This window comes from Pseudomonas sp. St29, from assembly GCF_001547915.1.
Lineage (GTDB): Bacteria > Pseudomonadota > Gammaproteobacteria > Pseudomonadales > Pseudomonadaceae > Aquipseudomonas.
Window position 1 is genome coordinate 5683832 of record NZ_AP014628.1, and the last position, 23793, is coordinate 5707624.

Here is a 23793-nt window from a genome sequence, read left to right on the forward strand (position 1 = left end):
CGCGTCCTATGCCATAGCAGTAAAGGCGGCTGATTGACCGCTCTACTGATGAGCCGAACGCCAGGCGGAATCGGCAAGGCGCATTGACGATTTTTCTTCAAGCGACCATTCGCCCGTCACGCTTGCACACGCACCCAGTACCTGGAAAACCGGCGCACCCTCACCGGCAACGACAATGGCAGGTTGGCCAGCACCCCATCGATATCATCCAGGCGGAAGGCCCCGCTGATGCGCAGTTGCGCAACTTCATCCGCACACCCCAGGTAGCCAGGGCGGTAACGACCCAGCTCACGGATGAAATCCGCCAGTCGCCAGTCAAGCGCCACCAACTGGCCCCGGACCCAGGCACTCTCGGCATTGTCCGCCACCCGCAGGGCACCCATCTGCCCGGAGCCGAAGGTCAGCGCCTGGCCTTCGGCGACCCTCCGGGCATGTTGCGGATCATCGTTCAGGCGCACCTCCACCGCATGTTGCTGAACCGATACTTGGCTGAAGGCCGGCTCCAGGCGCACATCGAAACGGGTGCCCAGGGCCCGGATGCGGCCATGGGCAGTTACCACCAGCAAAGGACGCGCCGGGGCCCGGTCTGCGGCCGTGGTGACCTGGATCTCGCCCTGACGCAGGAAGATCAGCCGTTCTTCATGGCTGTAGGCAACGTCGACCCGGGTATCGGTATTGAGGTGCAGCCGCGTGCCGTCGGCCAGCAGCTCTTCCCGGCGTTGGCCGGTGCGCGTGGCGAAGTCGGCGCTGTAGGGAGACAGCCGATAGCCGCCCAGCAACGCCGAGCCGCCAGCCATCAGCAGCAGTACCTTGAGGCCCTGGCGGCGCTGGATGCCCATTTCCGACAAGACCGGCAAGGCAATATCCTGCGGGACCCCACGCAACTGCTGTTGCAGCCTTTGCACCCGGGCCCAGGCTCGCGCATGTTGCGCATCGGCGCCAAGCCACTGCTGCCAGGCCTGTTGCTGCGCCGCGCTGACCTGTTGATCGTTGAGGACCAGGTACCAGTCCACCGCTGCCTGCAGGTGGGCCTTGTCCAGGGGAGGAGGCGACGGCACGTTCAATCGTCCATCAGTTGTATGCATTGCAGCAGTGCCTTGCCCAGATGATTCTTGACGGTGGTCACCGACACCCCCAACTGCCGCCCGACCTGCACATAGCTCAGGCCGTCCAGCTGCACCATGAGGAAAATCTGTCGGGTGCGCGTGCCCAGTCCATCGAGCAAGGCATCGATGGCCAGCAATGACTCGATGATCAAATGATGGGTTTCAGGTGAAATATCCTGGGGCTCCGGACGTGCCGCCAAAGCCTCCAGATAGGCCTGTTCCAGAACTCTGCGGCGCGCCTTGTCGATCAGCAGGCCGCGGGCGATGGTCGCCAGGTAATGACGGGGCTCTCGCAGTGCCGGCAACTGGCGCAGCGACAGCATCCGCACGAAGGTGTCCTGGGCCAGGTCTGCGGCATCGGCACAGTTGCCGGTGCGGCTGCGCAACCAGCCCTTCAACCAGCCGTGGTGGGCGCCATACAGATCTTCGATCTCCAGCGATATTGAAGCCTTGACCCCTGCGTCCATGATTGACCGCCGCTAATGATAATATCTCTCATTATTATCCAGCCGTTTTTTCATGACAACAGAGCGCCCTTCCCGGCAGACCTGAATGCCGCATGCCTGACCTGGGTGGAAAAACCGCAGCACGCTGCGGTTTTTCCACCCAGGTCAGTTGAACGGCTGCGGACGCGGTGTCTGCGCCGATGACGGCGGCAGGATCGGCAGCTTGAAGTCCGGTTGATCGCCGGTCAGGGTCTCAAGGAAGGCCACGATCTGGCCGACCTCCTCAGTGCCCAGCTTGCGCCCCAGCTGCAGCCGGGCCATCACGTCCACCGCCTCTTCCAGCGTCCAGTAGGCGCCGTCGTGGAAGTAGGGATAGGTCAGCGCCACGTTGCGCAAGGTCGGCACCTTGAACAGCATGCGGTCGGCGTCCTTGCCGGTCAGCCCGGCCACGCCCTGGGCCGGGTTCTGGGTGACGTAGGGCTCGATCATGCCCATTTTCTGGAACGAGCCACCGCCCACCGCTTCGCCGTTGTGGCAGGCCACGCAGCCGATGGACTTGAACAGTTGGTAGCCCTTGAGCGCGGTGGGGCTGATGGCCGCCTTGTCGCCCTTGAGCCAGCGGTCGAACGGCGCATTGGGCGTCACCAAGGTGGCTTCGAAGGCGGCAATGGCGTTGGTGGCGTCGTCGAAGCTGATCTCATCGTTGCCATACACGCGCTTGAACGATGCCCGGTACTGGGGAATGGAGCGCAGCACCTCCACCGCCAGTTCATGGGTAAAGCCCATCTCCCCCGGGTTGGTGATCGGACCGCTGGCCTGCTCCTGCAGCGTGGCCGCGCGGCCATCCCAGTACTGCGCAAAGCTCAGGCCGGAGTTGAGCACCGTGGGCGAGTTGATCGGCCCCTGGTGCCAGTTGTGACCGATGGAGGTGGGCAGGTTGTCGCTGCCGCCCATGCTCAGGTTGTGGCAGGAGTTGCAGGAGATGAAACCGGATTTGGACAGGCGCGGGTCGAAGAACAACTGCTTGCCCAACTCCACCTTGGCCACATCGGTGATCTTCGCCGGTTGTACCGGCAGGATCGGCTCGCTCGGCGTCTCCCCCCGTACCTCGCCCCCCAACAGCAATCCGAACACAAGTAACCACTTACAACCGTGCATGGCGTCCTCTCATCAGGCTTATGGTTTGCTGCACCATGTGCCCAACCTCCCCCAGCCGCCCTGACTCAGATCAATCGGTGGCCGGGTGCACGCCTGCCTGCGACCCTATGTACAGGGCCGCTGAGCAGCGCCTTGCCACTGGCCCAGCGCACGGTCATGGCCACCTGCCGGCCCTGCTGTCGGCGCCACTGCTGTACATTCCCCTCCACGGACGACACCTCATTTCCCAGTGAACGGAGCTCAACGCGTGTTCTCGATCTTCCCTCCCCGTCACCCCCGACTCCTCAGCCTCGGCCTGCTGGCCGCCGCCCTCAGCCTCAGCGCCTGTAACAACCCGCCCTCTTCCACTGCCCTGCCTGCCGCTCCGGAAATCGCTTCGGGGTACCGCACCGACATGCAGACCCGGCACGCCGACAAACACATGGCGGCCGCCGCCAACCCGCTGGCCGCCGAGGCCGGGCGCGAGATGCTGCGTAAAGGTGGCTCGGCCATTGATGCGGCGATTGCCATGCAAGCGGTGCTGACCCTGGTGGAGCCGCAGTCCTCGGGGATTGGCGGCGGCGCGATGATCGTGCTCTGGGACGGCAAGGCCGTGCGCACCTATGACGGCCGGGAAACCGCACCCGCTGGCGCCACCGATACACTCTTCCTGCAGGCGGACGGTAAGCCGATGCCCTTCCCCCAGGCGCAGATCGGCGGCCGCTCGGTGGGCACCCCAGGCGTACTGCGGGCCCTGGAAATGGCCCACCGGAAACACGGGCGCCTGCCCTGGGCGCAGCTGTTCGAGCCGGCGATCCGCCTGGCCGAACAAGGCTTCGCTATCTCGCCACGGCTGCACACCATGATCAGCGCCGACCCGTTCCTGGCGCGCTCGCCGGACATGGCCGCGTACTTCCTCAATGCCGACGGCACGCCGAAAGCCGTGGGCACCTTACTGAAGAATCCACAGCTGGCCGCGGTGCTCAAGCGCATCGCCCAGGAAGGCCCGGACGCCCTGTACACAGGCCCGGTGGCCGCAGAAATCGTCGCCAAGGTCCAGGGCCACGCCAACCCCGGCAGCCTGTCGCTCAATGACCTGCAAGGCTACCGCGCCAAGGAACGCGCGCCGCTGTGCAGCGACTACAAGCGCTGGCAGGTGTGCGGCATGCCGCCACCCTCTTCCGGCGGTGTAGCGGTGGCGCAGATCCTCGGTACCCTGCAAGCCCTGGAACAACGCGACCCGCGCTATGCCCTGGCCAACCTCAAGCCGCAGCAAACCAACCTGCCGGCCGGCCTTGAGCCTGCGCCGCAAGCGGTGCACCTGATCGCCGAAGCCGAGCGCCTGGCCTACGCCGACCGCGGCCTGTACGTGGCCGACAGCGACTTTGTGCCCGTGCCGGTGGCCGGCCTGATCGCCCCGGACTACCTGGCCCGGCGCGCCGCCCTGATCAGCGAGCGCAGCCTGGGCAAGGCCGAGCCGGGCCAGCCCCGGGGCATCCAGGTGGCCTACGCCCCGGACCGTTCGCCCATGCGCATTTCCACCTCACAAGTGGTGGCGGTGGATGACTTAGGGGGCGCGGTGTCCATGACCACCACGGTGGAAGCGGCCTTTGGTTCGCACCTGATGGTCCAGGGCTTCATGCTCAACAACCAGCTGACCGACTTCTCCTTCATCCCCGAGGAAAACGGCCAGAAGGTGGCCAACCGCGTCGAACCGGGCAAGCGCCCGCGCTCGTCCATGGCCCCGACCCTGGTCTTCGACCGCGCCAGCGGCGAACTGCTGGCCAGCGTCGGCTCCCCGGGCGGCTCGCAGATCATCGAGTACGTGGCCAAGTCGCTGGTGGGCATGCTCGACTGGAACCTCGACCCGCAAACCGCCGTCGGCCTGCCCAACTTTGGCAGCCGCAACGGCCCCACCGAACTGGAGAAAGGCCAGTTCAGCCCGGCCCTAAAGCAGGCACTGCAAGCTCGGGGACATGAGGTCAACGAGATCGACATGACCAGCGGCACCCAGGCCATCGTTCGTGTGCGTGATGCCCAGGGCAAGGCCTCCTGGGCCGGCGGCGCCGATCCACGGCGCGAAGGGGAAGCGCTTGGGGATTGATTCATAGCAAAGCAAGCGACAGGGCCTGCAGCACAGCAGGTCCTATTTAAAAATGAATGTATGACGCTAATGCCCCATCGCCTTGAGAAAAATCAGTCACAACTTTATCGAGCGACTACCGATCATTCTTCAAATTATCCAAATCTGCCGACGGTTTCATCAGCGCAGCATCGCGTACCGCAATATCGAATAGAGCAAGTACCACCACAATCGAAAGCCAGGCGATTGCACCGCACTCGAGAAAAACCCAACCCAGACTGACAACCGGCGTGTCAAAGGGTGATCCGGTGACGCCAACAAACACTAGCGTCAAATAGAGCTTTACCGTGTACATCAAAGCGAACGCAATTGCTCCTGTGACCGAACAGAACAACAACGTTGTCAGTTGGCCTCGTGGCGAGATCAACAATGTTTTATGGCGCCGGATAAAAAATGCCGCAATCAAGGCACCTAGCCCGTTGTAAAGCGCCACGTGAAACAGGCTGTAAATGTCCATCATCAAAATGGCCAGCACCTGCAACACCAACAACATACCAACCAGCTTGAAATCAATACGCATTGCGCGGACCACTCCATTGCAATTGAGGTTAAGCACTGCTTTGCACCAAGAAATCCATCAGTATTTGGCGAAGGCTATACCGTTGATTTTCTGAGCGAGCAAAGAGTGGCTCCATAAACACTCATTAGCTACCAGTCAGTATTGATTCAGTAATATCCGAGTGCATTGGCAGAAATGGAGAACGGCGCGGCATGCATGTTTTTGCAACTGTCATGTGTCTGACCAGATCTTTGGAGTTGAGTCAGCAACACTGGATCATGGAGTCGACCTGAGCAGACATCTCAGGGCTTCAGGTAATACAAAAGGTGACATCGAAGGCATGGATCACACACAAGAAAGCGAATGGGCTGACTGGAAATCAGGACTCCGCTCATTGGCGTTGCAACTCCACGTTCTTAATCTTTCAGGAGTCATCTCCTAGCACCCACCATTGCCGCAAGGTACGTCAAAGACGTAGAATCCTCCCGCATGCTGACGATCATAGAATCTCCGCTGTTTTCCAGACTCTGGCCCGATTACTGGTCCGAAGAAGAGCGTGGAGCGTTCATGACGTTTCTTGCCAACGACCCGGAGTCCGGCGTTGTCATTCCGGGTTCTGGCGGTTGCAGGAAAATCAGATGGAGCATTGATGGACGTGGAAAAGTGGCTCGGTGCGGGTCATCTATACCACCCAGCTCGCATGCGGAGCCCTGGTTGCGTTGGTGATCTATGGCAAAGGCGCTACCGAAAACATTCCAGCGCCTGTTCTGCGCAGAATCGCGAAGGAGATGAATCATGCCCCTTACTGAAGAAGAACTATTGGCACGTGATGCCAAGCGCAATATCGGCCAGGAGCTTCTGGACGCGATCATCGATGTCAAAGCCGGCCGTCACGGCAATACCCACAGCATTCCGCTCACCAAGGCCGCCGAAGCCCGCGGTAAAACCGGGTTGTCACAACCCAAGTTTGCCCAACTGCTTGGCGTGTCGGTAAGGACCCTTCAAGAGTGGGAGCAAGGTCGGCGCTCGCCTTCCGGAGCGGCCCGTTCATTGCTGCATATCGCGATGCTCAGGCCCGATGTATTTCGTGAGGTGCTGGCACAACCTCTGTAGCCGCTGCCGCAGGCTGCGACAAGGACCGAAGGGCCTTCGGCGCCAGGGAGATCGCCGCGACCGTTCCGGTCGTTCGCAGCCTGCGGCAGCGGCTACAGGGGCGGTTCACAAAATGTCGCAGTAATGCCGTTGCGACTCCCCCTACTCCAACCTATGGTTCGACCGTCGCTGCAAAATCAGCGATCAGGCTTGGCGGCCTGATAGAATCGAGGCGCAACAGCGCCCCCACCAATCATGCAGGCGCTTTTTTTGCGCCCGCATACCTGCGTTATGGCGGGTTGCGTGGGAGAACCTTCGGGTTCGCCGGTTCCTTGATTCCCGGTCCGCCAATCCTGCGCAATCCGCCACCCTGATCTGCTTGGCGGCAGACGGTGACGGTCCTTCGAATCAAGGAGTCGTGACCATGAACTGCTTCTGCAATCTGTTTCCCCAACACCTCCCGTCACACAAAACCGGAGGTGCCCGATGACCACTCAATCGCCCCTGACCACCCTCGGTGAAATCCGCTTTTCCCAGTGCGGCGAACACCCGCATCCGCTGTTTCGGGTGAATGCCGACGTGCCGATCAGCGATGCCCTGGAGCACGCCTCGGCGCTGTTGCATCTGGCAAAGCAATTCACCCTGGAGGCGGCCATGGAGCCGCGGTGCGACCGCTATGCTTGGGCGGCACACTACCTGGCAGAGATGGGTAAGGCACTGATGGACGACGTGCACGCCACGCTCTCTGCATGACCTGATCGTCCCTGAGCCGACGTCGCCTGCGCGGGCAGATCCAGCGATCTGCCCGTACGTCGCCTGACGCACTCAGCGACTTGTTTAAGTCCCAGCACGGGACTAGGATCGCGCCATGAGAATTATTGCAGTCAGTCAGTTGAAGGCCTTCTGGGAGAAGTACCCGGATGCAGAGCAGCCTTTACTGGCTTGGGTCGATGAAGCAAGGAATGCCGAGTGGTCCAACCCTGCGCAAATCAAGGACCAATATCGCAACGCGAGCATTCTCAAAAGCCGCAGGGTGGTCTTCAACATCAAGGGCAACGAGTATCGACTGGTCGTTGCCGTGGCCTATCGTTTCGGCGCGCTGTACATCCAGTTCGTAGGCACCCACCGGCAGTACGACGCCATTGATGCCGACAGCGTAGACATGGAGTAACCCAGATGAACATCCGCCCTATCCACACCGACCAGGACTACCGCGCCGCGCTGCAAAGCGTCTCGCCCCTGTTCGACAACGAACCGCAACCCGGGACGCCTGAAGGCGATTACTTCGACGTGATGATCACCCTGATCGAGGCGTACGAAGCCAAGCAGTTTCCCCTGGACCTGCCCAACCCGATCGAGGCGATCAAGTTCCGCATGGAACAGTCCGGCTTGTCCGCCGCCGACCTGGCACCAGCCATCGGCCGCACCAACCGCGTCTACGAGGTGCTCAACGGCAAGCGCGCGCTGACCCTGCCCATGATCTGGAAACTGCACCAACTGTTCGGCATCCCTGCCGAAAGCCTGATCAAGCCGAACAAGTCGTCCTGAGCATCACTGCCGGGCTTGAGCTTGCCCTTGGGTAAAGGCCCAACCTGCCTGGCAACCCAACACCACCAAGGACGCTCCATGCTCACCATCGGACAAATGGCCCGCTGCCACGGCCTCACCACCAAGACCCTGCGCCATTACGACAGCATCGGCCTGTTCACCCCGGCCCTCACCGGCCGGGACAACGGCTACCGCTACTACAGCCCGGAACAGATCGTGACCCTGGGCCGCATCGTCTGGCTGCGGCAACTGGGCATGTCCCTGGAAGACATCCGCACGCTGGCGGACCAGGGCGGCCTGGGCAGCGTGCTGCACATGCAGCAGTCGTTGCAGGAGCATGCCCGGCAGCTGGAAAGCGAGATTGCCCGCAGCCAGAAGGTGCTCGGTCACCTGCAACGCTACCTGGCCCAGCCACAGCGCCAGATCCCTGCCCCGCAGACGCCGCAAAAGGTGTTCCTGGCCCGGCAACGGATCATCGGCATGGCCTGGCAGCAGGACGACCCGGGCTCCATCGCCGAGCTCTGGCAACGCTTCGAACCCCGGGAGCAGGAAATCCAGCGCCTGGCCGAGCCGGTGGGCACCTACGGCATCTGCCAGCCCCTGGAAGACGGCCAGTGGCGCTATGTCGCCGGCTTGCCGGTGGCCGCCGATGCGCCCCTGGTGCCGGGCATGGTCGAGCTGGACATCCCCGCCCGCCACTACGCCCGGGTCGAGCATCACGGCACCGTGGCCACCCTGCCGGAAACCTTTCGCGCCGCCTACAGCGAATGGCTGCCCGCCGCCGGGCTGATGCCGATCGAAGCGGTGGAGTTCGAATACACCGGCGAACGTTTCCTGGGGCCCATGCACCCGGACAGCGTGGTGGAGCTGTACATCCCGCTCAAGGCCTGAAACATCCGCAAGGCGGGCCGCCCCACAGGCAACCGCTGGTCTGGCGCTGCCTTTGCAGCGCGGCCTGTCAGCAAAAGTGCCTCGGATACCGCTATGCTCTGCAGCCATTCCCAGGTTACCGAGCGAAGGCCCGATGAGTTTCCAGGCAGCTGTGTTGAACCAGATACCCGGCATCCGTCATGAGTTTTCGACCCTGGGCGCTGCCCTGCCGGCCAACCTGTTCTTCTGCTCGCAGGTCCACAGTGGCGAGGTGGTGCACGCCAGCACCACCCTGCCCAGCGGGATCATTCGCGGCGATGCAGTCCTCACCCATTCCAGCCGGCCCATCGCGGTGGTCACCGCCGACTGCCTGCCGTTGCTGATCAGCAGCGACGACGGCTCCTGGGTGGCGGCGGTGCATGGTGGCTGGAAAGGCCTGCACGGCGGGATCATCGCCAATGTGCTGCAACACTTCGCCAACAAGGGCATCGCCCCACGGCAATTGCGAGTGGCCATCGGCCCGTCGATCAAACCCTGCTGCTATGAAGTCAGTGCCGACTTCATCGACACCCTGTCCGCCACTCAGGATCCGCTGTGGCCCGCTGCGCAAGCGCCCTGGAGTCGCCAGCAGCCGGCCCCGCGGCTGCCCCCGCAAATTCCCCCGCCACAACCGACCCAGGCCGACTCCCTGTGGTTCGACCTGAGCCGCTATGCCGTGTACCTGCTGCAGGCCGCCGGCATCGAGGACGAGCAGATCGAAATCAGCGAGCTGTGCACCTACTGCTCGACCCCGACCCTGGCCAGCTATCGCCGACGCATGCATCGGGGTGAAGCCAAGGCCTTCCAGTACTCCTGGATCGGCCGGACATGAGCCTCGGCTTTGCGCTACTCCCGACCTCTCTGACCGACCTGGAAACCCTGATCCAGATGCGCATCGCGGCCATGCGCGAGAGCCTTGAGCGCCTGGGTCGCTTCGACCCACAGCGGGCCCGGGAGCGTTTTGCCGCAAGCTTCGCGGCCGAGCGCTGCCACTTCATCCTCAGTGACGGACAGCCCGTGGGCTTTATCCAGAGCGAATCACACGAGGATCATCTGCGACTGCAGCACCTGTACGTCATGCCGCAATTCCAGGGGCGGGGCATCGGTGCCCAGGCCCTGGAGCCGCTTTTACAGCGTTCCACCAGAGAACAATTGCCCATCCACCTGGATGCGTTGCGCGGCAGTGACTCAAATCGATTTTATCGACGCCTGGGTTTTGTTCAGGTAGGCGAAAGTGAATGGGATATTCACTACGTTCGGCCCGCAGATCCCCCCAGGCCTGAACCCGGCCCTCGTCGGCCATCGAGACCGTACTGGTGCTTGGCCAGCTACCTGAGCTAACGTTGCCTCCCGCCTCAGACCCAACCCAAGGAGTGCCCGTGTCTGACAATCTCTATGCCCCGCCCCAGGCGGATCTGGTCGCCCCTTCGGCGCACACGGCGCCACAACCCTTCTATGTGGTGTCCAAGGTCAAGTTCCTGACCCTGTACATCCTCACCTTCGGTATCTACCAGCTGTACTGGGCCTATAAGAACTGGCATCAGTTCAGGCACGCCAGCGGCCAGGAGTTGTGGCCGGTGGCCCGGGCGTTCTTCGCGATTTTCTTCACCCATGCGCTGTACCGCGAAGCCGATGCACAGCTCAAGCGCGACGGCCGCAGCCATGACTGGCGACCCGGTGAACTGGCGACCCTGTTTGTGGTGGGGCTGATCGTCAACAACGTGGTGGATGCGCTGTCACGCAAGAACATCGGCTACCCGGTAACCGACATCGCCAGCCTGGCGCTGCTACCGGTGCTGGCGTGGGTCACCTGGCTGGGCCAGCGCGGCCTGAATGCCGCCGCCGGCGACCCCGAAGGCCGCAGCAACGCCCGTTTCACCCCGCTCAACTATGTGCTCTGCGCGCTCGGGGCCGTGGTGCTGGTGTTGGCCTGTCTCGGGGTGATGCTGCCGCCGGAGTGAGTCAGGAACTCAGGCGCTGACGTAGACCCAGGCCTGGATCCCCGAGGCCAGGGTCACGCTGACCCGCTGGTAGTCGGCGACTTCATAGCGGTCGGCCGCTGCCAGTTCCTCGGGGGTAATCTGAAACACCGTGCCGGCAATCGGCGCGCTGTCCGCCGCCCCCGGGCGCAGGATCGGGTGATGGGTCTTGCCACTGGCGGCCAATACCTCGGGATCGGTGATTTCCACCCAGCTCTGTTCATAGCCGAGCATGGCATCGGTGCTGCCACTCAACTCACGGCCAAAGTTGGCCAGCTGTACCGCCTTGTCTTGCAGGGTGCCGTAGGAAAAAAGGTAGACCGAAGCTTCTGTTGCCGAACTCATTCGTCACGTCCTTAAACACGATGATCCGCTTCAGCGGTTGATTTTCAGACCTTGCCGCTCGGCATGGCGCTCCAGCGCCAGCTCGATCAGGCGGCTCACCAGCTCGCTGTAACGCATGCCGGCGGCCTGCCATAGCTTGGGGTACATGCTGATGCGGGTGAACCCGGGCAGCGAGTTGATTTCGTTGATCAGCACTTCACCGTCGTCGGTGAGAAACACATCGACCCGGGCCAGCCCGGAGCAGCCCAAGACCTGGAACGCCTCGATGGCCAGGGCGCGGATACGTTCGCTGTGCTCGACGCTGATGTCCGCCGGCACCAGCACCTGGGCCGCGTCTGCGTCGATGTACTTGCTGTCGTAGGAATAGAAACCGTTGCCGACCACGATCTCGCCGCAGCCACTGGCGATCGGCTGGTCATTGCCCAGCACCGCGCATTCGATTTCCCGCCCGCGCACCGCGGACTCCACCAGCACCTTGTGATCAAACCCCAGGGCCAGCTCCACCGCGGCGTCGTAATCGGCCTCGTTGTCGACCTTGCTCACCCCCACCGAGGAGCCCTGGTTCGCCGGCTTGACGAACAGCGGCAGGCCGAGCGCCTCCCGGGCCTGGACAAAACCGTAGCGGCTGCGGCTGGCCCGGGTCAGGGTGATGAACGGCGTCACCGCCAGCCCGGCATCGCGCAGCAGGCGCTTGCTGATGTCCTTGTCCATGCACACCGCCGAACCCAGCACATCGGAGCCGACAAAAGGCAGGTCGGCCATGCGCAGCAGACCCTGCAGGCAACCGTCCTCACCCAGGGTGCCGTGGACGATCGGGAAGATCACATCCACATGCCCCAACAGCTCCTGGCTGCTGGTTTCCACCAATTGCTGGCTGGCCTTGCCCGGCACCACCGCCAGCTCGCGGTTGGACTGGTTGAGGGCGATCAGCGCCGGGTTTTCCTGGTTGATCAAAAAGTTCGAGGTGTCGTTGAGGTGCCAGTGCCCCTGCTTGTCGATGCCGATCAGCACCGGCTCGAAGCGCGTGCGATCCAGAGCATCGACGATATTGCGCGCCGACTGCAGCGACACTTCGTGTTCGGCCGAACGGCCACCAAAAATAATTCCGACCCGCAACTTGCTCATGAATGGTTTCCGTTAAAAAAATGTTCGCTGACGGTTCTCTTGGTTTCAGCTGGGGCTGTAGCGCAAATGGATCAACGCCACCCGCTCCTGCTCCTTGTTCTTGCGCTCTTCGATGGCGAACGGCACAAAACCCAGCTTCGGATAGAACAGCAAGCCCGCCACATTGCTGTTGAAGCAGGACAGCGTCACCTCGCTGGCCTGGTGCTTGCTGCGAGCGATATGGATCATCTGCCCGATCAGTTGCGCTCCCAGGCCCGCGCCGCGCACCTCTGGGTCGACGATGACATTGCCGATGGTGCAGGTGCCGCCACTGGCCCAGCGATAGAAGTTGGCAAAGCCCACCACCTGCCCATCCAACTCGATCACTGTAGAGTCGCTGCGCTGGGCGATGGAGTCGCGCAGCTGTTCGTGGGTCAGCGGCCAGGTGGCGGCAGGAAAGAAGAAATACAACTCCTGGGGATTGCCCACGAAACTGCAGATCCGCGCAATGTCCGCCTCTGCTACCGGGCGAAAAACAACAGCCATGTTCAGTCTCCTGATACGGGGACGGGTCGTCCTTGTTGGGGGGCGTATCCTGGCCAGCGCAAGGCGCCGGCCGCTCAACGGTTGGCCAGCAGATGCCCGCCAAACAGCACATAACAACCACCAGCCAGACGGTCCAGCCAGCGACGGGCCCGGGCGTAGAACCCGGCCACCCGGCTGCTGGCGAAAAACAGCGCCACGCAGCAGTACCAGGACAGCGACAGGCCGGCCATGGTCAGCACCGCCAGTCCCAGCAGCAGAGGTGGCGGGGAGGCCGGCATCGACGTGGCAAAGATGGTGGCCACGAACAGCGCCGACTTGGGGTTGGTCATGTTGCCGAGAAAGCCCAGCCGGTAGGCCGAGAACAGGCTGCGCTCAGCATGGACCGCGCCATTGGCGGTTGGATTATCCAGGGCCGGTTTGCGCTTGAACTGCTTGAGTCCCAGGTAGATCAGGTAACAGCCACCGGCGACCTTGAACAACACGAACAGCGCCGGCGCCGCGCTGAACAGCGACTTGATGCCCAAGCCTCCCGCCAGCCCCCAGAGCACGGTGCCGCTGGCCACCCCCAGGGAGGAAAACAGGCCATGGCGCCGCGAGCAGCTCGCCGCCAGTTGTGCTGTGGTGAAAAAGTTCGGTCCTGGGGTGATCACCGCCGCGCTCCAGAGCAGGGCCAGCGACAACAGCGGGGCGAGGTAAACCAGGTATGAGACGTGCATGAGCGCAGGTGGCCATGAAGGGGATCCGGGTGAACGACGCTACTCCACTCGCGCCTGCCCAGGCAACCGCCGATTGGCCTCGCAATCCTGCTCAAGCCGTCGGCCGCCGCGCTGCGCCTGATCCATCCTGCAAGGCCCCCCTTCTTCCGGTAGAACTGCCACGGCGTGAGCCAAGGGGCAAGACAGCCAGCGCGCCCCTGAGTTAACGTACCGCCCTCGGCTTCATCCATCAGGACCGTTCCATGGCCAAACCCACCGCTGTCACCGACTGGGTTCACCGCGCGCCGCCCGCCCGGGGCCTGGAGCGCATCGAGGCGTATTTCGCCGGCCATGGCTATGACATGCACCGCCACGACACCTACGCCATCGGCCGGACCCTGCGCGGGGTGCAGAGCTTCCAGTACCGCGGTGGCTGGCGCCACAGCCTGCCCGGCGCGACCATGGTCCTGCACCCCGATGAAGCCCACGACGGCGAAGCCGGCACCCACGACGGCTTCCACTACCGCATGCTGTATGTCGAACCCGCGCTGATCCAGCAGATCCTCGGTGGCCGGCCCCTGCCGTTCATTGCCGGTGGCCTGTCCAACGATCCGCGGCTGTCCGCCGCCACCGACGCCTTGCTGCGCGGACTCGACAACCCCCTGGATCCGCTGGAGCAGGAAGACGCCCTGTTCGACCTGGCCCACGCCCTGAACAGCGTGTCCGGCGTCGCCCGCCCCCGCCAGCGCCTGGACTATGTCGCCGCGGAACGGGCCAGGGAGTACATCCACAGTGCCCTGGACCGGACCCTGACCCTGGACGAACTGGAGGCCCACAGCGGGCGCGACCGCTGGAGCCTGTCCCGGGACTTTCGCCTGCTGTTCGGCACCAGCCCCTATCGCTACCTGAGCATGCGCCGCCTGGACCTGGTCCGCGCCCTGCTGGTCCAGGGCCAGTCCCTGACCCAAGCGGCGCTGATCGCCGGGTTTTCCGACCAGAGCCACATGACCCGGCAGTTCCGCCAGGCTTACGGCCTGCCTCCGGCGCGCTGGCTGAAGATGCTCGGCCGCTGAGCCACACACGATCGTTCAAGAAACCAACCCCGCCGGCTGTTTACCCTCAGTGCTCATTCATCACTGATGTGGACCGCAACATGCCAAACCCAACCACGCAAAACGCCTACCAGAGCATCAATTTCCAGCACAAGCTCGGCCTGTTCAGCGAACACTGGACCCCCAAGGTGATCGCCGAGATGAATGACTACCAGTTCAAGATCTCCAAGCTGCAAGGGGAGTTCGTCTGGCACAGCCACGCCGACACCGACGAAACCTTCATCGTCCTCGACGGCCAGCTGTACATCGACTTTCGTGACGGCCGGGTGTCCATCGGCAGCGGCGAGATGTTCGTGGTGCCCAAGGGCGTCGAGCACAAGCCCTGGGCCGAGCAGGAAGTCAAACTGCTGCTGATCGAGCCCAAGGGCGTGCTCAATACCGGCGATCAAGGCGGCGAACGCACGGCACAGAACGACGTCTGGATCTGACCCTGGCCTGAATCTGCAAAAGGTGGAAAAGGGAATTTCCACCGCACCGGCGAGGTCAGACGCTTTGACACGCCACTCCATCTTCGCTGCTGACCGACCGACGGCGTACCAAAAACCCTACGTCGAGGGAACCAGCACGGGTAAAGTGACGCTCCGATTTTTTCTGTGCGATGGCTCTATCGCGGGGATGCCAGCCTGGTCCCGGCCTTTGATGACGCCCATGGCGCGTCCACTACCTGTTGCGACCCCTGATCCCTGCATGCCGACACCGCACCACGCCAGCACCACCCCCACCCTGCTTCAAGACCTGCGCACCGGCACCGCGACCTTGCACGTTGCCCTGGAGCAACGCCTGCCGTTCTTCTGTGAGCGGCTTGATGCGCCCTGGTATCGACGCCTGATCCAGGCCTATTACGGTTTCTATCAGCCCCTGGAGGCGGCCCTGCATGACAGCGGCCTGATCCCGCCGGGCTACGACCCGATGCAGCGCCTGAAGACCCCGACCCTGTTCGCTGATCTGCGCGCCCTGGGCTTGGACGCCGCCAGCATCCAGGCCCTGCCCCGCTGTGAGCAGCTGCCGCCCCTGGCCAGCGCCGGGGCCTGCCTGGGCGTGCTCTACGTACTGGAAGGCGCGACCCTGGGCGGACAGATCCTGCGCCGGGAAATGGCCCGGCGCCTGGATCTGGACGCCGACAACGGCGGCGCCTTTCTGGATGTCTATGGCGCTGCCACCGGGCGGCGCTGGAAGGACTTTCTCGACTACCTGGGGCGCATGCCCGAAGACGCGAGCACACGCCAACACCTGGTCAGCGCCGCGCAATCCACATTTGCCTGTTTCGAACGCTGGCTCGACCGCCGCGAGGTGCTGCTATGACCCCCCAAGACGCCCAAACCTTCGAACAGTTGCTGGCCAACTGCGCCAACGAGCCGATCCGTTCCCCGGGGGCGATCCAGCCCCACGGCGTGTTGCTGACCCTGGACGAACCGCAACTGCACATCCGGCAGATCAGTGCCAACGTCGAGGCGCTGCTGGGCCAGCCCGCCGAATCGCTGGCGGGACAGCCCCTGGAGCAATTGCTGGGGGCCGCGGACGGCCAACGCATCCGTGAGGTGCTGCAACTGGAGCGGCTGGCCGATGCCCCAGCGCTGTACCTGTCGCTCAATGGCCGACGCTTCGAAGGCCTGCTGCATCGCCACCAGGGGGTGCTGATGCTGGAGCTGGAGATCCAGCCCGATCAGCCCCGACCACTCACGGCGCAGAACGACAACCTCGGGCGTCTGCTGCGGCGCCTGCAAGCGGCCAGGACCCTACACGAGCTGTACGCCATCAGCGTCAGCGAGATCCAGGCCATGACCGGCTACGACCGGGTGCTGATCTACCGCTTCGAGGAGGAAGGCCACGGCCAGGTGATCGCCGAAGCCACTCGCCCCGACATGGAGGTGTTCAACGGCCTGTTCTTCCCCGCCTCGGACATTCCCCAGCAGGCCCGCGAGCTGTACCGCAGCAACTGGCTGCGGATCATTCCCAACGCCGACTACCAGCCGGTGCCGCTGCTGCCGCCCCTGCGCCCGGACACCCAGCAGCCCCTGGACCTGAGCTTTGCCACCCTGCGCAGCGTGTCGCCGATTCACTGCCAGTACATGAAGAACATGGGCGTGCTGTCGTCCATGAGCATTTCCCTGCTCAAGGACGATCAGCTCTGGGGCCTGATCAGCTGCGGCAACCGCCAGCCGCTGCTGGTGCCCCACGAACTGCGCATGGCCTGCCAGACCATTGGCCAGGTGCTGTCGTTGCAGATCAGCGCCATGGAAGCCCTGGACCTGAGCCGGCAGCGGGAAGAGAAAGTCGCCGCCCTGGCCAGCCTCGACCAGGCCATGCGCGACGCCCCCGGCAGCGTCTTCGACGGCCTGGCCCAGGCGCCACAACGGCTGCTGGACCTGACCCAGGCCGGCGGCGTGGCGATCATCGAGGACAAACAGCTGCACTGCTTCGGTAACTGCCCGCCCCAGGACGACATCCGTGCCCTGTACCGCTGGCTCAAAGGCACCGGGCAAGCGGTGTTCGCCAGTCATCACCTGGCCAGCCTGTATCCGCCGGCGGCGAGTTATCAACAGGTGGCCAGCGGTGTCCTGGCCATGAGCCTGCCCAAGCCTGTGGATAACGGCGTGCTGTGGTTCCGCCCGGAGGTGAAGGAAAACATCCACTGGAGCGGCAACCCGGAAAAGCCCCTGGACCTGGAGAACTCGGACGCCGGCCTGCGCCTGCGGCCGCGCACCTCGTTCGAGATCTGGAAGGTGGAAATGGCCGGGATCTCCAGCAAGTGGAGCCACGGCGACCGCTTCGCCGCCAACGACCTGCGCCGCTCGGCCCTGGAACACGACCTGGCGCGCCAGGTGCTGCGGGAACAACAGGCGGTGCGCGCCCGGGATGAACTGGTGGCGGTGGTGTCCCACGACCTGCGCAACCCGATGACGGTGATCTCCATGCTCTGCGGCATGATGCAGAAGGCCTTCAGCTCCGACGGCCCGCACACTTCACGGCGCATTTCCTCGGCCATCGACACCATGCAACAGGCCGCCAGCCGCATGAACAACCTGCTGGAGGACTTGCTGGACACCTCGAAGATCGAAGCCGGGCGCTACAGCATCGCGCCACAGCCGCTGGAGGTCAGCCAGATCTTCGAAGAGGCCTATTCGCTGCTGGCGCCCCTGGCCCTGGACAAGGCCATCGACATCAGCTTTCACGCCGAGCCGGAGCTGACCATCCATGCCGACCCCGAGCGGCTGTTCCAGGTGCTGTCGAACCTGGTGGGCAACGCCATCAAGTTCACCCCCATGCAGGGCAAGGTCGGGGTGGTGGCGATGTCCGACGGCGAGCAGATCGTCTTCAGCGTCCGCGACAGCGGGGAAGGCATTCCCGCCGACCAGTTGCCGTTCATCTTCGACCGCTACTGGACCATGAAGGAAGGCAACCCCAATGGCACCGGCCTTGGGCTGTACATCACCCAGGGCATCATCCAGGCCCACGGCGGCAAGATCGAGGCCCACAGCGAACCGGGCAAGGGCAGCGAGTTCCGCTTCAGCGTGCCCCGCGCCACCCTCTGAAGCGTGCCCCCGGGGCGGCCACGCCGCCCCGGCCCTTCATTCACTCGCCTGCGCCACCAACCAGTCGCGAAACAACTGGCCGCTGACAGACAGGCGCTTGTGCCGCGGGTGCACCAGAAAATCCGCCTGACCGGTGCGAAACGCCCACTGGCCAACCCGCTGCAACTCGCCCCGGGCCACCCGCTCGCTGGCCATGAAATCCCAGCCCAGGCCCACGCCCATGCCCTGCTGCACCGCACTGAACATCAGGGTCAGTTGGTTGAAGCCCATGGCGCCCGGCGGCGCGCTGTAGTCCAGGCCGAAATGGCGGAACCAGTCGCGCCAGTCGATGCAGTTCCAGGCCGAGGCGTCCAGCTGGATCAAGGGCAGCTCGGCCAGTTGCGCCAGCTCGCCAATGGCCGGCAACACCAGCTGTTGGCTGGCGATGGGATAGACGATCTCGGCGAATAGCGGCTTGGCCGCCAGGGAGGACCAGTGCCCGGCGCCATACAGAATGGCCAAGTCGTGCTCGGCCACGCTGGATTCGTCCATGTCGTTGTTGGCGTGGATGCTCACGGTGATGTCCGGGTGCTGCTTGTTGAACGCCAGCAAGCGCGGAAACAGCCAGAACTGCGCCACCGCGTGGGTGCATTGCACGGTGATGGTATTGGCGTCGCGCCCGGCCCGCAGGCGGCTGACGCTGCGCAGCAAGGCTTCCAGTTGGGTGCTGACCTCGGCAAATAGCGAAGCGCCGCTGGCGGTGAGTTTCACCCCCCGGGCCTGGCGCTCGAACAACTCGGTCTTCAGCGACAGCTCCAGGGCACGGATCTGCTTGCTCACCGCGCTCTGGGTCAGGCACAGCTCGGTGGCGGCGCGGGTGAAGCTGGCGTTGCGCCCCACCGCCTCGAAGGTCACCAGGGTTTCCAACGGCGGCAAATGGCGCGCGAAACGACTCATCAGGCATTCCCCAGAAGAATAGGTAGGTGCCTATATATCCTTTGTCCGTTCGGTCAGCAATGACTAGGCTGCGCGCTTTGATGAATTGCTGCGAGTGTGTGCATGAAACGCGGAGTTGCTTATGCAGCCTTGGCCGGTGCGGTCTGGGGCCTGGCCATTGTGGCGCCCAGCCTGTTGCCGGAGTTCAGTCCGCTGATGCTCAGCTGTGCGCGCTTCAGCCTGTACGGTGCATTCTCCCTGCTCCTGGCTGTGCCTCAGGCCCGGGAGCTCGTGCAGCGCCTGACCTGGGGTGACGTGGCGTTGCTGGTGAAGCTGGCGCTGACCGGCAACCTGGTCTACTTCATGCTGCTGGCCAGCGCCATCCAATGGGCCGGGGTGGCCAGCACTGCGCTGATCGTCGGCCTGTTACCACTGACCATCACCCTGGCCGGACGCGGCGATGCCGACGCCCTGCCCCTGCGCCGACTGCGCTGGCCGCTGCTGCTGGTGTTCACCGGCATCTGCTGCATCAACCTGGACACCCTGCTCACCGCCGACAGCGGCAGCGTGGAACTGGGGCAACGGGCCCTGGGCCTGCTCTGCGCCTTCGGCGCCCTGCTGTGCTGGACCTGGTTCGCCACCGACAACGCCCGTTACCTCAAAGGCAGCCGCTTCAACAGCAGCCAGTGGTCGACCCTGTGGGGCATCACCACCGGGCTGATGAGCGCCCTGGTCTGGCTGCTGGCGGACGGCCTTGCCCTGCCCGGCACTCAGGTCGAGGCCGGAGAGCAGCGCTGGCTGCTGTTCTGGGGCCTGAGCCTGTCCAGTGCGGTGCTCGGCTCCTGGTTCGGCAATCGCATGTGGAATGCCTCGACCCGGCGCCTGCCGCTGACCCTGAGCGGCCAGTTGATCGTCTTCGAAACCCTGTTCGCCCTGCTCTACGGCTTCATCAGCCTGCAGCACCTGCCGAGCCTGCTGCAAAGCTCGGCGGCCCTGCTGTTGCTGGCCGGGGTGCTGTGGGCGGTGCGCCGCCACCTGCCCCGGCCCCACTGAACCGGCCTCAGCCCTGGGCCACCGAACCGGCGGGCAAGGCCGCCGGCACCCGAGGCAAGCGCAGCGCCAGCAAGGCTCCGAGCAAGGCCAGCAAGGCACTGGCGGCGGTGGCGAGTTCAATGCCATGGGCCTGATTGCCGGTCGGGCTCAAGGTGTTGGCCAGCGACACCAGCAACGCCAGCCCCAGGGCCCCGCCGATCTGCTGACTGGTGGAGGCCACGCCCGCCGCCACCCCCTGCTCGGCGGCGGCAATGCCCTGCCCGGCCGAAACCCACATTGAAGTCCAGGTCATGCCCTGGCCGATGCTCATCACCACGATGCCCGGCAGCAGCCCGACAAAACCGCGGCTGCCGGGCAAGGCCAGGTAGATCATGGCAATGCCCACGGCCCCCGCCAGCAGGCCGCTGACCAGGGTCGCCCGCAGGCCCACGCGCAGCAGCGCCCGTTCTGCGACCCAGATGCCCAGCGTGCACAGCAGGGTCGAGGGCAGGAACGCCAACCCGCTCTGCAGCACGCTGAACTGATAGACCTGCTGGAAATACAGGCTGAGAAAGTAGTACTGCACGCCGAAACTGCTCATGAACAGCGCGGTAATCAGCATGGCCATGCGCAGCTGTGGATAACCCAGCAGGCGCAGCGGCATCAGCGGGTCGCGGCAGCGTTGTTCCAGGCGCACGAACAGCCCGAGCAAGGCCAGGGACAACGCCAGGCAACCCAGGGTCCCCGGTGCGCTCCAGCCCCACTCCGGGCCCTGGACGATGGAAAACACCAGCAGGGTGCCGCCCAGGGTCACGGTCAGCGCGCCGCGCAGGTCGAACTGGCGGCTGCGCTGGCGTGGCGGGTCGGCGGGAATCCAGCGCCGGGCCAGCAAGGCGCAGGCACCGGCCAGGGGCACGTTGACCAGGAACACCGCTTCCCAGCCCCAGTACTGGGTCAGCACCCCACCGAGCAAGGCACCGAGGGCCAGACCCGCCGCCGAGGCCGCGCTCCACACCGCGAAGGCCCGGTTGCGCGCCGGCCCTTCGGCGTACCAGGTATTGATCAGGGCCAGGGTCGCGGGGAATAGCATCGCCCCGCCGACGCCCTGTACCGCCCGCGACAGCACCAGCAACAGCGCGCTGCCACCCAGGCCGCCGGCCAGGGATGCCAGGGCATACAGCGACTGCCCGACGATGTAGAAACGCCGCTTGCCCAGCAGGTCCGCCGCGCGTCCGCCCAGCAGCAGGAACCCACCAAACGCCACGCTGTAGGCGCTGACCACCCATTGCAATTGCTGGGCGGAGAAGCCCAGGCGAAGGCCGATTTCCGGCAACGCCACGAAGACGATGGTGGCGTCCAGGGCAATGATCAGCTGCGCGGTGGCCAGCAGTGACAGCATCCAGCCCGACGGCTTGGCTAACGGGGTCGCGGACATCGCGAGAATCCTTGTGTGGAAATAAGCGGCGGCCAGTGTCATCGATGCGCTTTAAATGATAAATACGACCCTCACTCTTTCAGTAATGACTTTAATCATGGATCTGAACGCCCTTCGGCTGTTGGTCCGGGTCGCCGAAACCCGCAGCTTTACCCGCGCCGCCGGTGACCTGGGGCTGACCCAGTCCGGCCTGTCCCGCGCCATATCGCGCCTGGAGCAACAGCTCGGCGTGCGCCTGCTGCAACGCAACACCCGCAGTGTCAGCCTGACCCCGGACGGGCAGATGCTGGTGGAGCGGGCAGCGCCTTTACTGGCAGAGCTGGCCCATGCCGAGCACCTGCTGCTGGACCGCCGCGACTCGCCCAGCGGGATGTTGAAGATCAGCACGCCGTCGCTGTTCGGGCGCAAGGTGGTGATGCCGGTGATTGGCGAGCTGACGGCCCAGCATCCCGAACTGAGCATCGAGGCGGTGATGACCGACCGGGTGGTGGACCTCATCGACGAAGGGTTTGACGCGGTGCTGCGCACCGGGCTGATCCAGGATCAGCGCCTGATCGCCCGGCCCCTGGCGCCCCTGCGCTGGGTCACCGTGGCGGCACCGGCCTACCTGGAACGCCACGGCACGCCGCGGCAGCTGGCGGACCTGCAACAGCACAACTGCCTGACGGTGCGCAATCTGCGCAGCGGCCGGCTGGTGGACTGGCAGTTCATGGACCAGGGCAAGCCCCTGGACCTGGCGGTGCAGGGGCGGCTGATCTTCGACATCGGCGATGCCCTGGTGGATGCGGTGCTCGGTGGGTTCGGCATTGCCCAGTTGATGGAGTTCGCCGTGCGCGATGCCCTGGATGCGGGCCTGTTGCTGCCGGTGCTGCACGCGCAGGCCGGGCGCAGTCGGCAGCTGTCGCTGGTGTATCCCCCTTCGCGCCAGTGTTCGCCGAAGCTCACCGCCTTTGCCGACGCCCTGGGCCGGGTCAGCTGGTAGGAGCCTGCACGCCCTCGGTCTCCTGGGTCACGCTCAACAGCAGCGGCCGGGCGATCCTCAGGTAGTCCTGGGTATCAAGAACCATGGAGGCATCCAGGCGTCCGGCATTGAAGGCGATTTCGGCGTAGCGCTCGATCAGTGGCGGGTCGACGATCAGGGCAATGCGCGGATCGAAACTCAGCGGAGGAATGGCGCCGATCACGCAACCGGTCAGTTCCCTGGCCAGCTCCGCCGGGACCAGCTGGGCCTTCTTGCCCCCCAGTACCGCACCGACCTTCTTCATGTCGAGCTTCTGGTCGCCAGAGAGAATCACCAGCCCATACACATCGCTCGTGCCCTTGAGGCTGCACAGCATGGCCTTGGCCCCCTGCCCCGGCTCGGTGCCACGGATCTCGGCGACCCGCGCCGATTGCCCTTCGGCCGGGTGCAGGATCACCCGATAACGGGCCTGTTGGCTGTCCATCAGGCTCACCAGACGCTGGAAAACTTCGTGCATGTTCAATCCTTGAAAAAGTGGCGGCGGCTCGCCTCAGGCGTCGCCGGACTGGGGCAGTTGACGACCGTCGAGCGCGCCGCCGATGGTCAGGAAATGCCCGCCCGCCACATGGTGCAGGGTGCGCAGCCGATCCTGGCCGTCGAAGTGCCAGCGCCCTTGGCTGAACACCCGGGTATCGGCCTGAGCGGCGATCACTTCCCCGAGGAACAGGTCGTACTGCTGGTGATTGTGCGGCTCGGGTAAAAGCCGGCATTCCAGCCAGGCCACGCAGCCTTCCAGCAGGGGCGCCTCCAGGGCCTGACCGGTGAAGGTGGACAAGCCATAGGCGGCGAACTTGTCGCTGCCGGCCTGCTGCAGCTCCAGCCCGGAGCTGTTGCCCAGGGTCTGCACAATGTCCACCTGGGCGGCGCAGGGCACGTTGAGGACAAAGGTGCCCGAGGCTTCCAGCAGTTGCCGGGTCCAGGTGGACTTGTCGAGCACCACGGCGACTTTCGGCGGCTCGAAATCCAGGGGCATGGCCCAGGCCGCCGCCATGATATTGCGCTGCCCGCCGTGGGCGGCGCTGACCAGCACGGTCGGACCGTGATTGAGCAGGCGGTAGGCTTTTTCCAATGGCACCGGATGACGAAATGCAGGCATGGCAGGCTCCTGAAAAAAGTCCGATTGTAGACCTATCCGCCACCTGTGCAGCCACAGGAATTGGGCGGTTTTTCTGGACAGTCCGTCCAGGCGTCGACGG

27 protein-coding genes are annotated in these 23793 nt (G+C 64.3%); 15 read left to right on the forward strand and 12 right to left on the reverse strand.

The features are described 5' to 3' along the window. Positions 1-116: 116 nt before the first annotated feature. The 3 genes from PST29_RS25270 to PST29_RS25280 form a co-directional block, all read right to left on the reverse strand. The gene (locus tag PST29_RS25270) at positions 117-1058 is read right to left on the reverse strand and encodes a FecR domain-containing protein (RefSeq protein ID WP_231978981.1); all 942 of its coding nucleotides are present in this window, start codon (positions 1056-1058) and stop codon (positions 117-119) included. A 2-nt stretch (positions 1059-1060) separates the two neighbouring features. Beyond that, complete coding sequence (locus PST29_RS25275) at positions 1061-1573, reverse strand: sigma-70 family RNA polymerase sigma factor (RefSeq protein WP_060841054.1); 513 nt, start codon at positions 1571-1573, stop codon at positions 1061-1063. Between the two features lie 144 nt (positions 1574-1717). Continuing rightward, complete coding sequence (locus PST29_RS25280; protein WP_060841055.1) at positions 1718-2710, reverse strand: cytochrome-c peroxidase; 993 nt, start codon at positions 2708-2710, stop codon at positions 1718-1720. A 247-nt stretch (positions 2711-2957) separates the two neighbouring features. Here PST29_RS25280 and ggt point away from each other — a divergent pair, with 247 nt between their 5' ends. Further along, positions 2958-4793 carry a gamma-glutamyltransferase gene (gene ggt / locus PST29_RS25285; RefSeq protein ID WP_060844617.1) on the forward strand — a complete coding sequence of 612 codons (1836 nt, stop codon included), beginning with the start codon at positions 2958-2960 and terminating at the stop codon, positions 4791-4793. A 115-nt stretch (positions 4794-4908) separates the two neighbouring features. On the opposite strand, the gene PST29_RS25290 is transcribed toward ggt, so the two are convergent. Continuing rightward, complete coding sequence (locus tag PST29_RS25290; RefSeq protein ID WP_060844618.1) at positions 4909-5352, reverse strand: hypothetical protein; 444 nt, start codon at positions 5350-5352, stop codon at positions 4909-4911. A 774-nt stretch (positions 5353-6126) separates the two neighbouring features. On the opposite strand from PST29_RS25290, the gene PST29_RS25295 reads away from it, so the two are divergent. The 8 genes from PST29_RS25295 (at position 6127) to PST29_RS25330 (ending at position 10841) form a co-directional block, all read left to right on the forward strand. After that, on the forward strand, positions 6127-6444 hold the full coding sequence (locus PST29_RS25295) for a helix-turn-helix domain-containing protein (protein ID WP_053153790.1): 318 nt from the start codon (positions 6127-6129) through the stop codon (positions 6442-6444). Positions 6445-6909: 465 nt separating this feature from the next. Then, a complete protein-coding gene (locus PST29_RS25300; RefSeq protein WP_016967392.1) occupies positions 6910-7176 on the forward strand; it encodes a DUF3077 domain-containing protein in 267 nt (88 codons plus the stop codon). Positions 7177-7291: 115 nt separating this feature from the next. Continuing rightward, positions 7292-7594, forward strand: a complete 303-nt coding sequence (locus tag PST29_RS25305; protein ID WP_060844619.1) for a type II toxin-antitoxin system HigB family toxin — start codon at positions 7292-7294, stop codon at positions 7592-7594. 5 nt (positions 7595-7599) lie between these two features. Then, complete coding sequence (locus PST29_RS25310; protein ID WP_060844620.1) at positions 7600-7971, forward strand: helix-turn-helix domain-containing protein; 372 nt, start codon at positions 7600-7602, stop codon at positions 7969-7971. A 78-nt stretch (positions 7972-8049) separates the two neighbouring features. Next, entirely contained in the window at positions 8050-8862 is an 813-nt protein-coding gene (locus PST29_RS25315; RefSeq protein WP_060844621.1) for a MerR family transcriptional regulator, read from the forward strand. Positions 8863-8995: 133 nt separating this feature from the next. Next, on the forward strand, positions 8996-9712 hold the full coding sequence (locus tag PST29_RS25320; protein WP_060844622.1) for a polyphenol oxidase family protein: 717 nt from the start codon (positions 8996-8998) through the stop codon (positions 9710-9712). Continuing rightward, positions 9709-10221 (forward strand): GNAT family N-acetyltransferase, encoded by a 513-nt coding sequence (locus PST29_RS25325; RefSeq protein ID WP_232513180.1) that lies wholly within the window; start codon positions 9709-9711, stop codon positions 10219-10221. The genes PST29_RS25320 and PST29_RS25325 overlap by 4 nt, the downstream gene beginning before the upstream one ends. Before the next feature lie 38 nt (positions 10222-10259). Then, entirely contained in the window at positions 10260-10841 is a 582-nt protein-coding gene (locus PST29_RS25330) for a DUF4234 domain-containing protein (RefSeq protein WP_060841064.1), read from the forward strand. A 9-nt stretch (positions 10842-10850) separates the two neighbouring features. On the opposite strand, the gene PST29_RS25335 is transcribed toward PST29_RS25330, so the two are convergent. The 4 genes from PST29_RS25335 to PST29_RS25350 form a co-directional block, all read right to left on the reverse strand. Then, positions 10851-11204, reverse strand: coding sequence for a gamma-glutamylcyclotransferase family protein (locus PST29_RS25335; protein ID WP_060844623.1), 354 nt, complete (start codon positions 11202-11204; stop codon positions 10851-10853). 30 nt (positions 11205-11234) lie between these two features. Continuing rightward, positions 11235-12329: a D-alanine--D-alanine ligase gene (gene ddlA, locus PST29_RS25340; RefSeq protein ID WP_060844624.1), complete on the reverse strand. Its 1095-nt coding sequence runs from the start codon at positions 12327-12329 to the stop codon at positions 11235-11237. 45 nt (positions 12330-12374) lie between these two features. Next, entirely contained in the window at positions 12375-12854 is a 480-nt protein-coding gene (locus tag PST29_RS25345; RefSeq protein WP_060841067.1) for a GNAT family N-acetyltransferase, read from the reverse strand. A gap of 74 nt (positions 12855-12928) precedes the next feature. Further along, the gene (locus PST29_RS25350; protein ID WP_060844625.1) at positions 12929-13570 is read right to left on the reverse strand and encodes a LysE family translocator; all 642 of its coding nucleotides are present in this window, start codon (positions 13568-13570) and stop codon (positions 12929-12931) included. Between the two features lie 242 nt (positions 13571-13812). Between PST29_RS25350 and PST29_RS25355 the strand changes: the two genes are divergently transcribed. The 4 genes from PST29_RS25355 (at position 13813) to PST29_RS25370 (ending at position 18194) form a co-directional block, all read left to right on the forward strand. Next, positions 13813-14622 carry an AraC family transcriptional regulator gene (locus PST29_RS25355; protein ID WP_060844626.1) on the forward strand — a complete coding sequence of 270 codons (810 nt, stop codon included), beginning with the start codon at positions 13813-13815 and terminating at the stop codon, positions 14620-14622. Between the two features lie 80 nt (positions 14623-14702). Beyond that, positions 14703-15089 carry a cupin domain-containing protein gene (locus PST29_RS25360; protein ID WP_060841071.1) on the forward strand — a complete coding sequence of 129 codons (387 nt, stop codon included), beginning with the start codon at positions 14703-14705 and terminating at the stop codon, positions 15087-15089. Positions 15090-15348: 259 nt separating this feature from the next. Beyond that, entirely contained in the window at positions 15349-15963 is a 615-nt protein-coding gene (locus PST29_RS25365; RefSeq protein ID WP_060844627.1) for a biliverdin-producing heme oxygenase, read from the forward strand. Next, positions 15960-18194: an ATP-binding protein gene (locus tag PST29_RS25370; protein ID WP_060844628.1), complete on the forward strand. Its 2235-nt coding sequence runs from the start codon at positions 15960-15962 to the stop codon at positions 18192-18194. Before PST29_RS25365 ends, PST29_RS25370 begins: the two co-directional genes overlap by 4 nt. A 36-nt stretch (positions 18195-18230) precedes the next feature. On the opposite strand, the gene PST29_RS25375 is transcribed toward PST29_RS25370, so the two are convergent. Then, on the reverse strand, positions 18231-19130 hold the full coding sequence (locus PST29_RS25375; protein ID WP_060844629.1) for a LysR substrate-binding domain-containing protein: 900 nt from the start codon (positions 19128-19130) through the stop codon (positions 18231-18233). 102 nt (positions 19131-19232) lie between these two features. Between PST29_RS25375 and PST29_RS25380 the strand changes: the two genes are divergently transcribed. After that, positions 19233-20162, forward strand: coding sequence for a DMT family transporter (locus PST29_RS25380; RefSeq protein ID WP_060841075.1), 930 nt, complete (start codon positions 19233-19235; stop codon positions 20160-20162). A 7-nt stretch (positions 20163-20169) separates the two neighbouring features. Here PST29_RS25380 and PST29_RS25385 read toward each other — a convergent pair whose 3' ends face one another. Then, on the reverse strand, positions 20170-21576 hold the full coding sequence (locus PST29_RS25385) for an MFS transporter (protein WP_060844630.1): 1407 nt from the start codon (positions 21574-21576) through the stop codon (positions 20170-20172). A 97-nt stretch (positions 21577-21673) separates the two neighbouring features. Between PST29_RS25385 and PST29_RS25390 the strand changes: the two genes are divergently transcribed. Next, positions 21674-22558, forward strand: coding sequence for a LysR family transcriptional regulator (locus tag PST29_RS25390; RefSeq protein ID WP_060841077.1), 885 nt, complete (start codon positions 21674-21676; stop codon positions 22556-22558). Here PST29_RS25390 and PST29_RS25395 read toward each other — a convergent pair. After that, entirely contained in the window at positions 22548-23054 is a 507-nt protein-coding gene (locus PST29_RS25395; protein WP_060844631.1) for a YbaK/prolyl-tRNA synthetase associated domain-containing protein, read from the reverse strand. The two genes, PST29_RS25390 and PST29_RS25395, sit on opposite strands and share 11 nt — an antisense overlap. A gap of 33 nt (positions 23055-23087) precedes the next feature. Continuing rightward, a complete protein-coding gene (locus PST29_RS25400) occupies positions 23088-23693 on the reverse strand; it encodes a flavin reductase family protein (protein WP_060841079.1) in 606 nt (201 codons plus the stop codon). Positions 23694-23793 lie beyond the last annotated feature (100 nt).

Bases quoted from the DNA above. Each gene is read 5' to 3' on its own strand.
- PST29_RS25275 (WP_060841054.1), bottom strand. From the start codon at position 1,573: ATGGACGCAGGGGTCAAGGCTTCAATATCGCTGGAGATCGAAGATCTG.
- PST29_RS25280 (WP_060841055.1), bottom strand. From the start codon at position 2,710: ATGCACGGTTGTAAGTGGTTACTTGTGTTCGGATTGCTGTTGGGGGGC.
- PST29_RS25290 (WP_060844618.1), bottom strand. From the start codon at position 5,352: ATGCGTATTGATTTCAAGCTGGTTGGTATGTTGTTGGTGTTGCAGGTG.
- PST29_RS25295 (WP_053153790.1), top strand. From the start codon at position 6,127: ATGCCCCTTACTGAAGAAGAACTATTGGCACGTGATGCCAAGCGCAAT.
- PST29_RS25300 (WP_016967392.1), top strand. From the start codon at position 6,910: ATGACCACTCAATCGCCCCTGACCACCCTCGGTGAAATCCGCTTTTCC.
- PST29_RS25305 (WP_060844619.1), top strand. From the start codon at position 7,292: ATGAGAATTATTGCAGTCAGTCAGTTGAAGGCCTTCTGGGAGAAGTAC.
- PST29_RS25310 (WP_060844620.1), top strand. From the start codon at position 7,600: ATGAACATCCGCCCTATCCACACCGACCAGGACTACCGCGCCGCGCTG.
- PST29_RS25315 (WP_060844621.1), top strand. From the start codon at position 8,050: ATGCTCACCATCGGACAAATGGCCCGCTGCCACGGCCTCACCACCAAG.
- PST29_RS25320 (WP_060844622.1), top strand. From the start codon at position 8,996: ATGAGTTTCCAGGCAGCTGTGTTGAACCAGATACCCGGCATCCGTCAT.
- PST29_RS25325 (WP_232513180.1), top strand. From the start codon at position 9,709: ATGAGCCTCGGCTTTGCGCTACTCCCGACCTCTCTGACCGACCTGGAA.
- PST29_RS25335 (WP_060844623.1), bottom strand. From the start codon at position 11,204: ATGAGTTCGGCAACAGAAGCTTCGGTCTACCTTTTTTCCTACGGCACC.
- ddlA (WP_060844624.1), bottom strand. From the start codon at position 12,329: ATGAGCAAGTTGCGGGTCGGAATTATTTTTGGTGGCCGTTCGGCCGAA.
- PST29_RS25345 (WP_060841067.1), bottom strand. From the start codon at position 12,854: ATGGCTGTTGTTTTTCGCCCGGTAGCAGAGGCGGACATTGCGCGGATC.
- PST29_RS25350 (WP_060844625.1), bottom strand. From the start codon at position 13,570: ATGCACGTCTCATACCTGGTTTACCTCGCCCCGCTGTTGTCGCTGGCC.
- PST29_RS25355 (WP_060844626.1), top strand. From the start codon at position 13,813: ATGGCCAAACCCACCGCTGTCACCGACTGGGTTCACCGCGCGCCGCCC.
- PST29_RS25360 (WP_060841071.1), top strand. From the start codon at position 14,703: ATGCCAAACCCAACCACGCAAAACGCCTACCAGAGCATCAATTTCCAG.
- PST29_RS25365 (WP_060844627.1), top strand. From the start codon at position 15,349: ATGCCGACACCGCACCACGCCAGCACCACCCCCACCCTGCTTCAAGAC.
- PST29_RS25370 (WP_060844628.1), top strand. From the start codon at position 15,960: ATGACCCCCCAAGACGCCCAAACCTTCGAACAGTTGCTGGCCAACTGC.
- PST29_RS25375 (WP_060844629.1), bottom strand. From the start codon at position 19,130: ATGAGTCGTTTCGCGCGCCATTTGCCGCCGTTGGAAACCCTGGTGACC.
- PST29_RS25380 (WP_060841075.1), top strand. From the start codon at position 19,233: ATGAAACGCGGAGTTGCTTATGCAGCCTTGGCCGGTGCGGTCTGGGGC.
- PST29_RS25385 (WP_060844630.1), bottom strand. From the start codon at position 21,576: ATGTCCGCGACCCCGTTAGCCAAGCCGTCGGGCTGGATGCTGTCACTG.
- PST29_RS25390 (WP_060841077.1), top strand. From the start codon at position 21,674: ATGGATCTGAACGCCCTTCGGCTGTTGGTCCGGGTCGCCGAAACCCGC.
- PST29_RS25395 (WP_060844631.1), bottom strand. From the start codon at position 23,054: ATGCACGAAGTTTTCCAGCGTCTGGTGAGCCTGATGGACAGCCAACAG.
- PST29_RS25400 (WP_060841079.1), bottom strand. From the start codon at position 23,693: ATGCCTGCATTTCGTCATCCGGTGCCATTGGAAAAAGCCTACCGCCTG.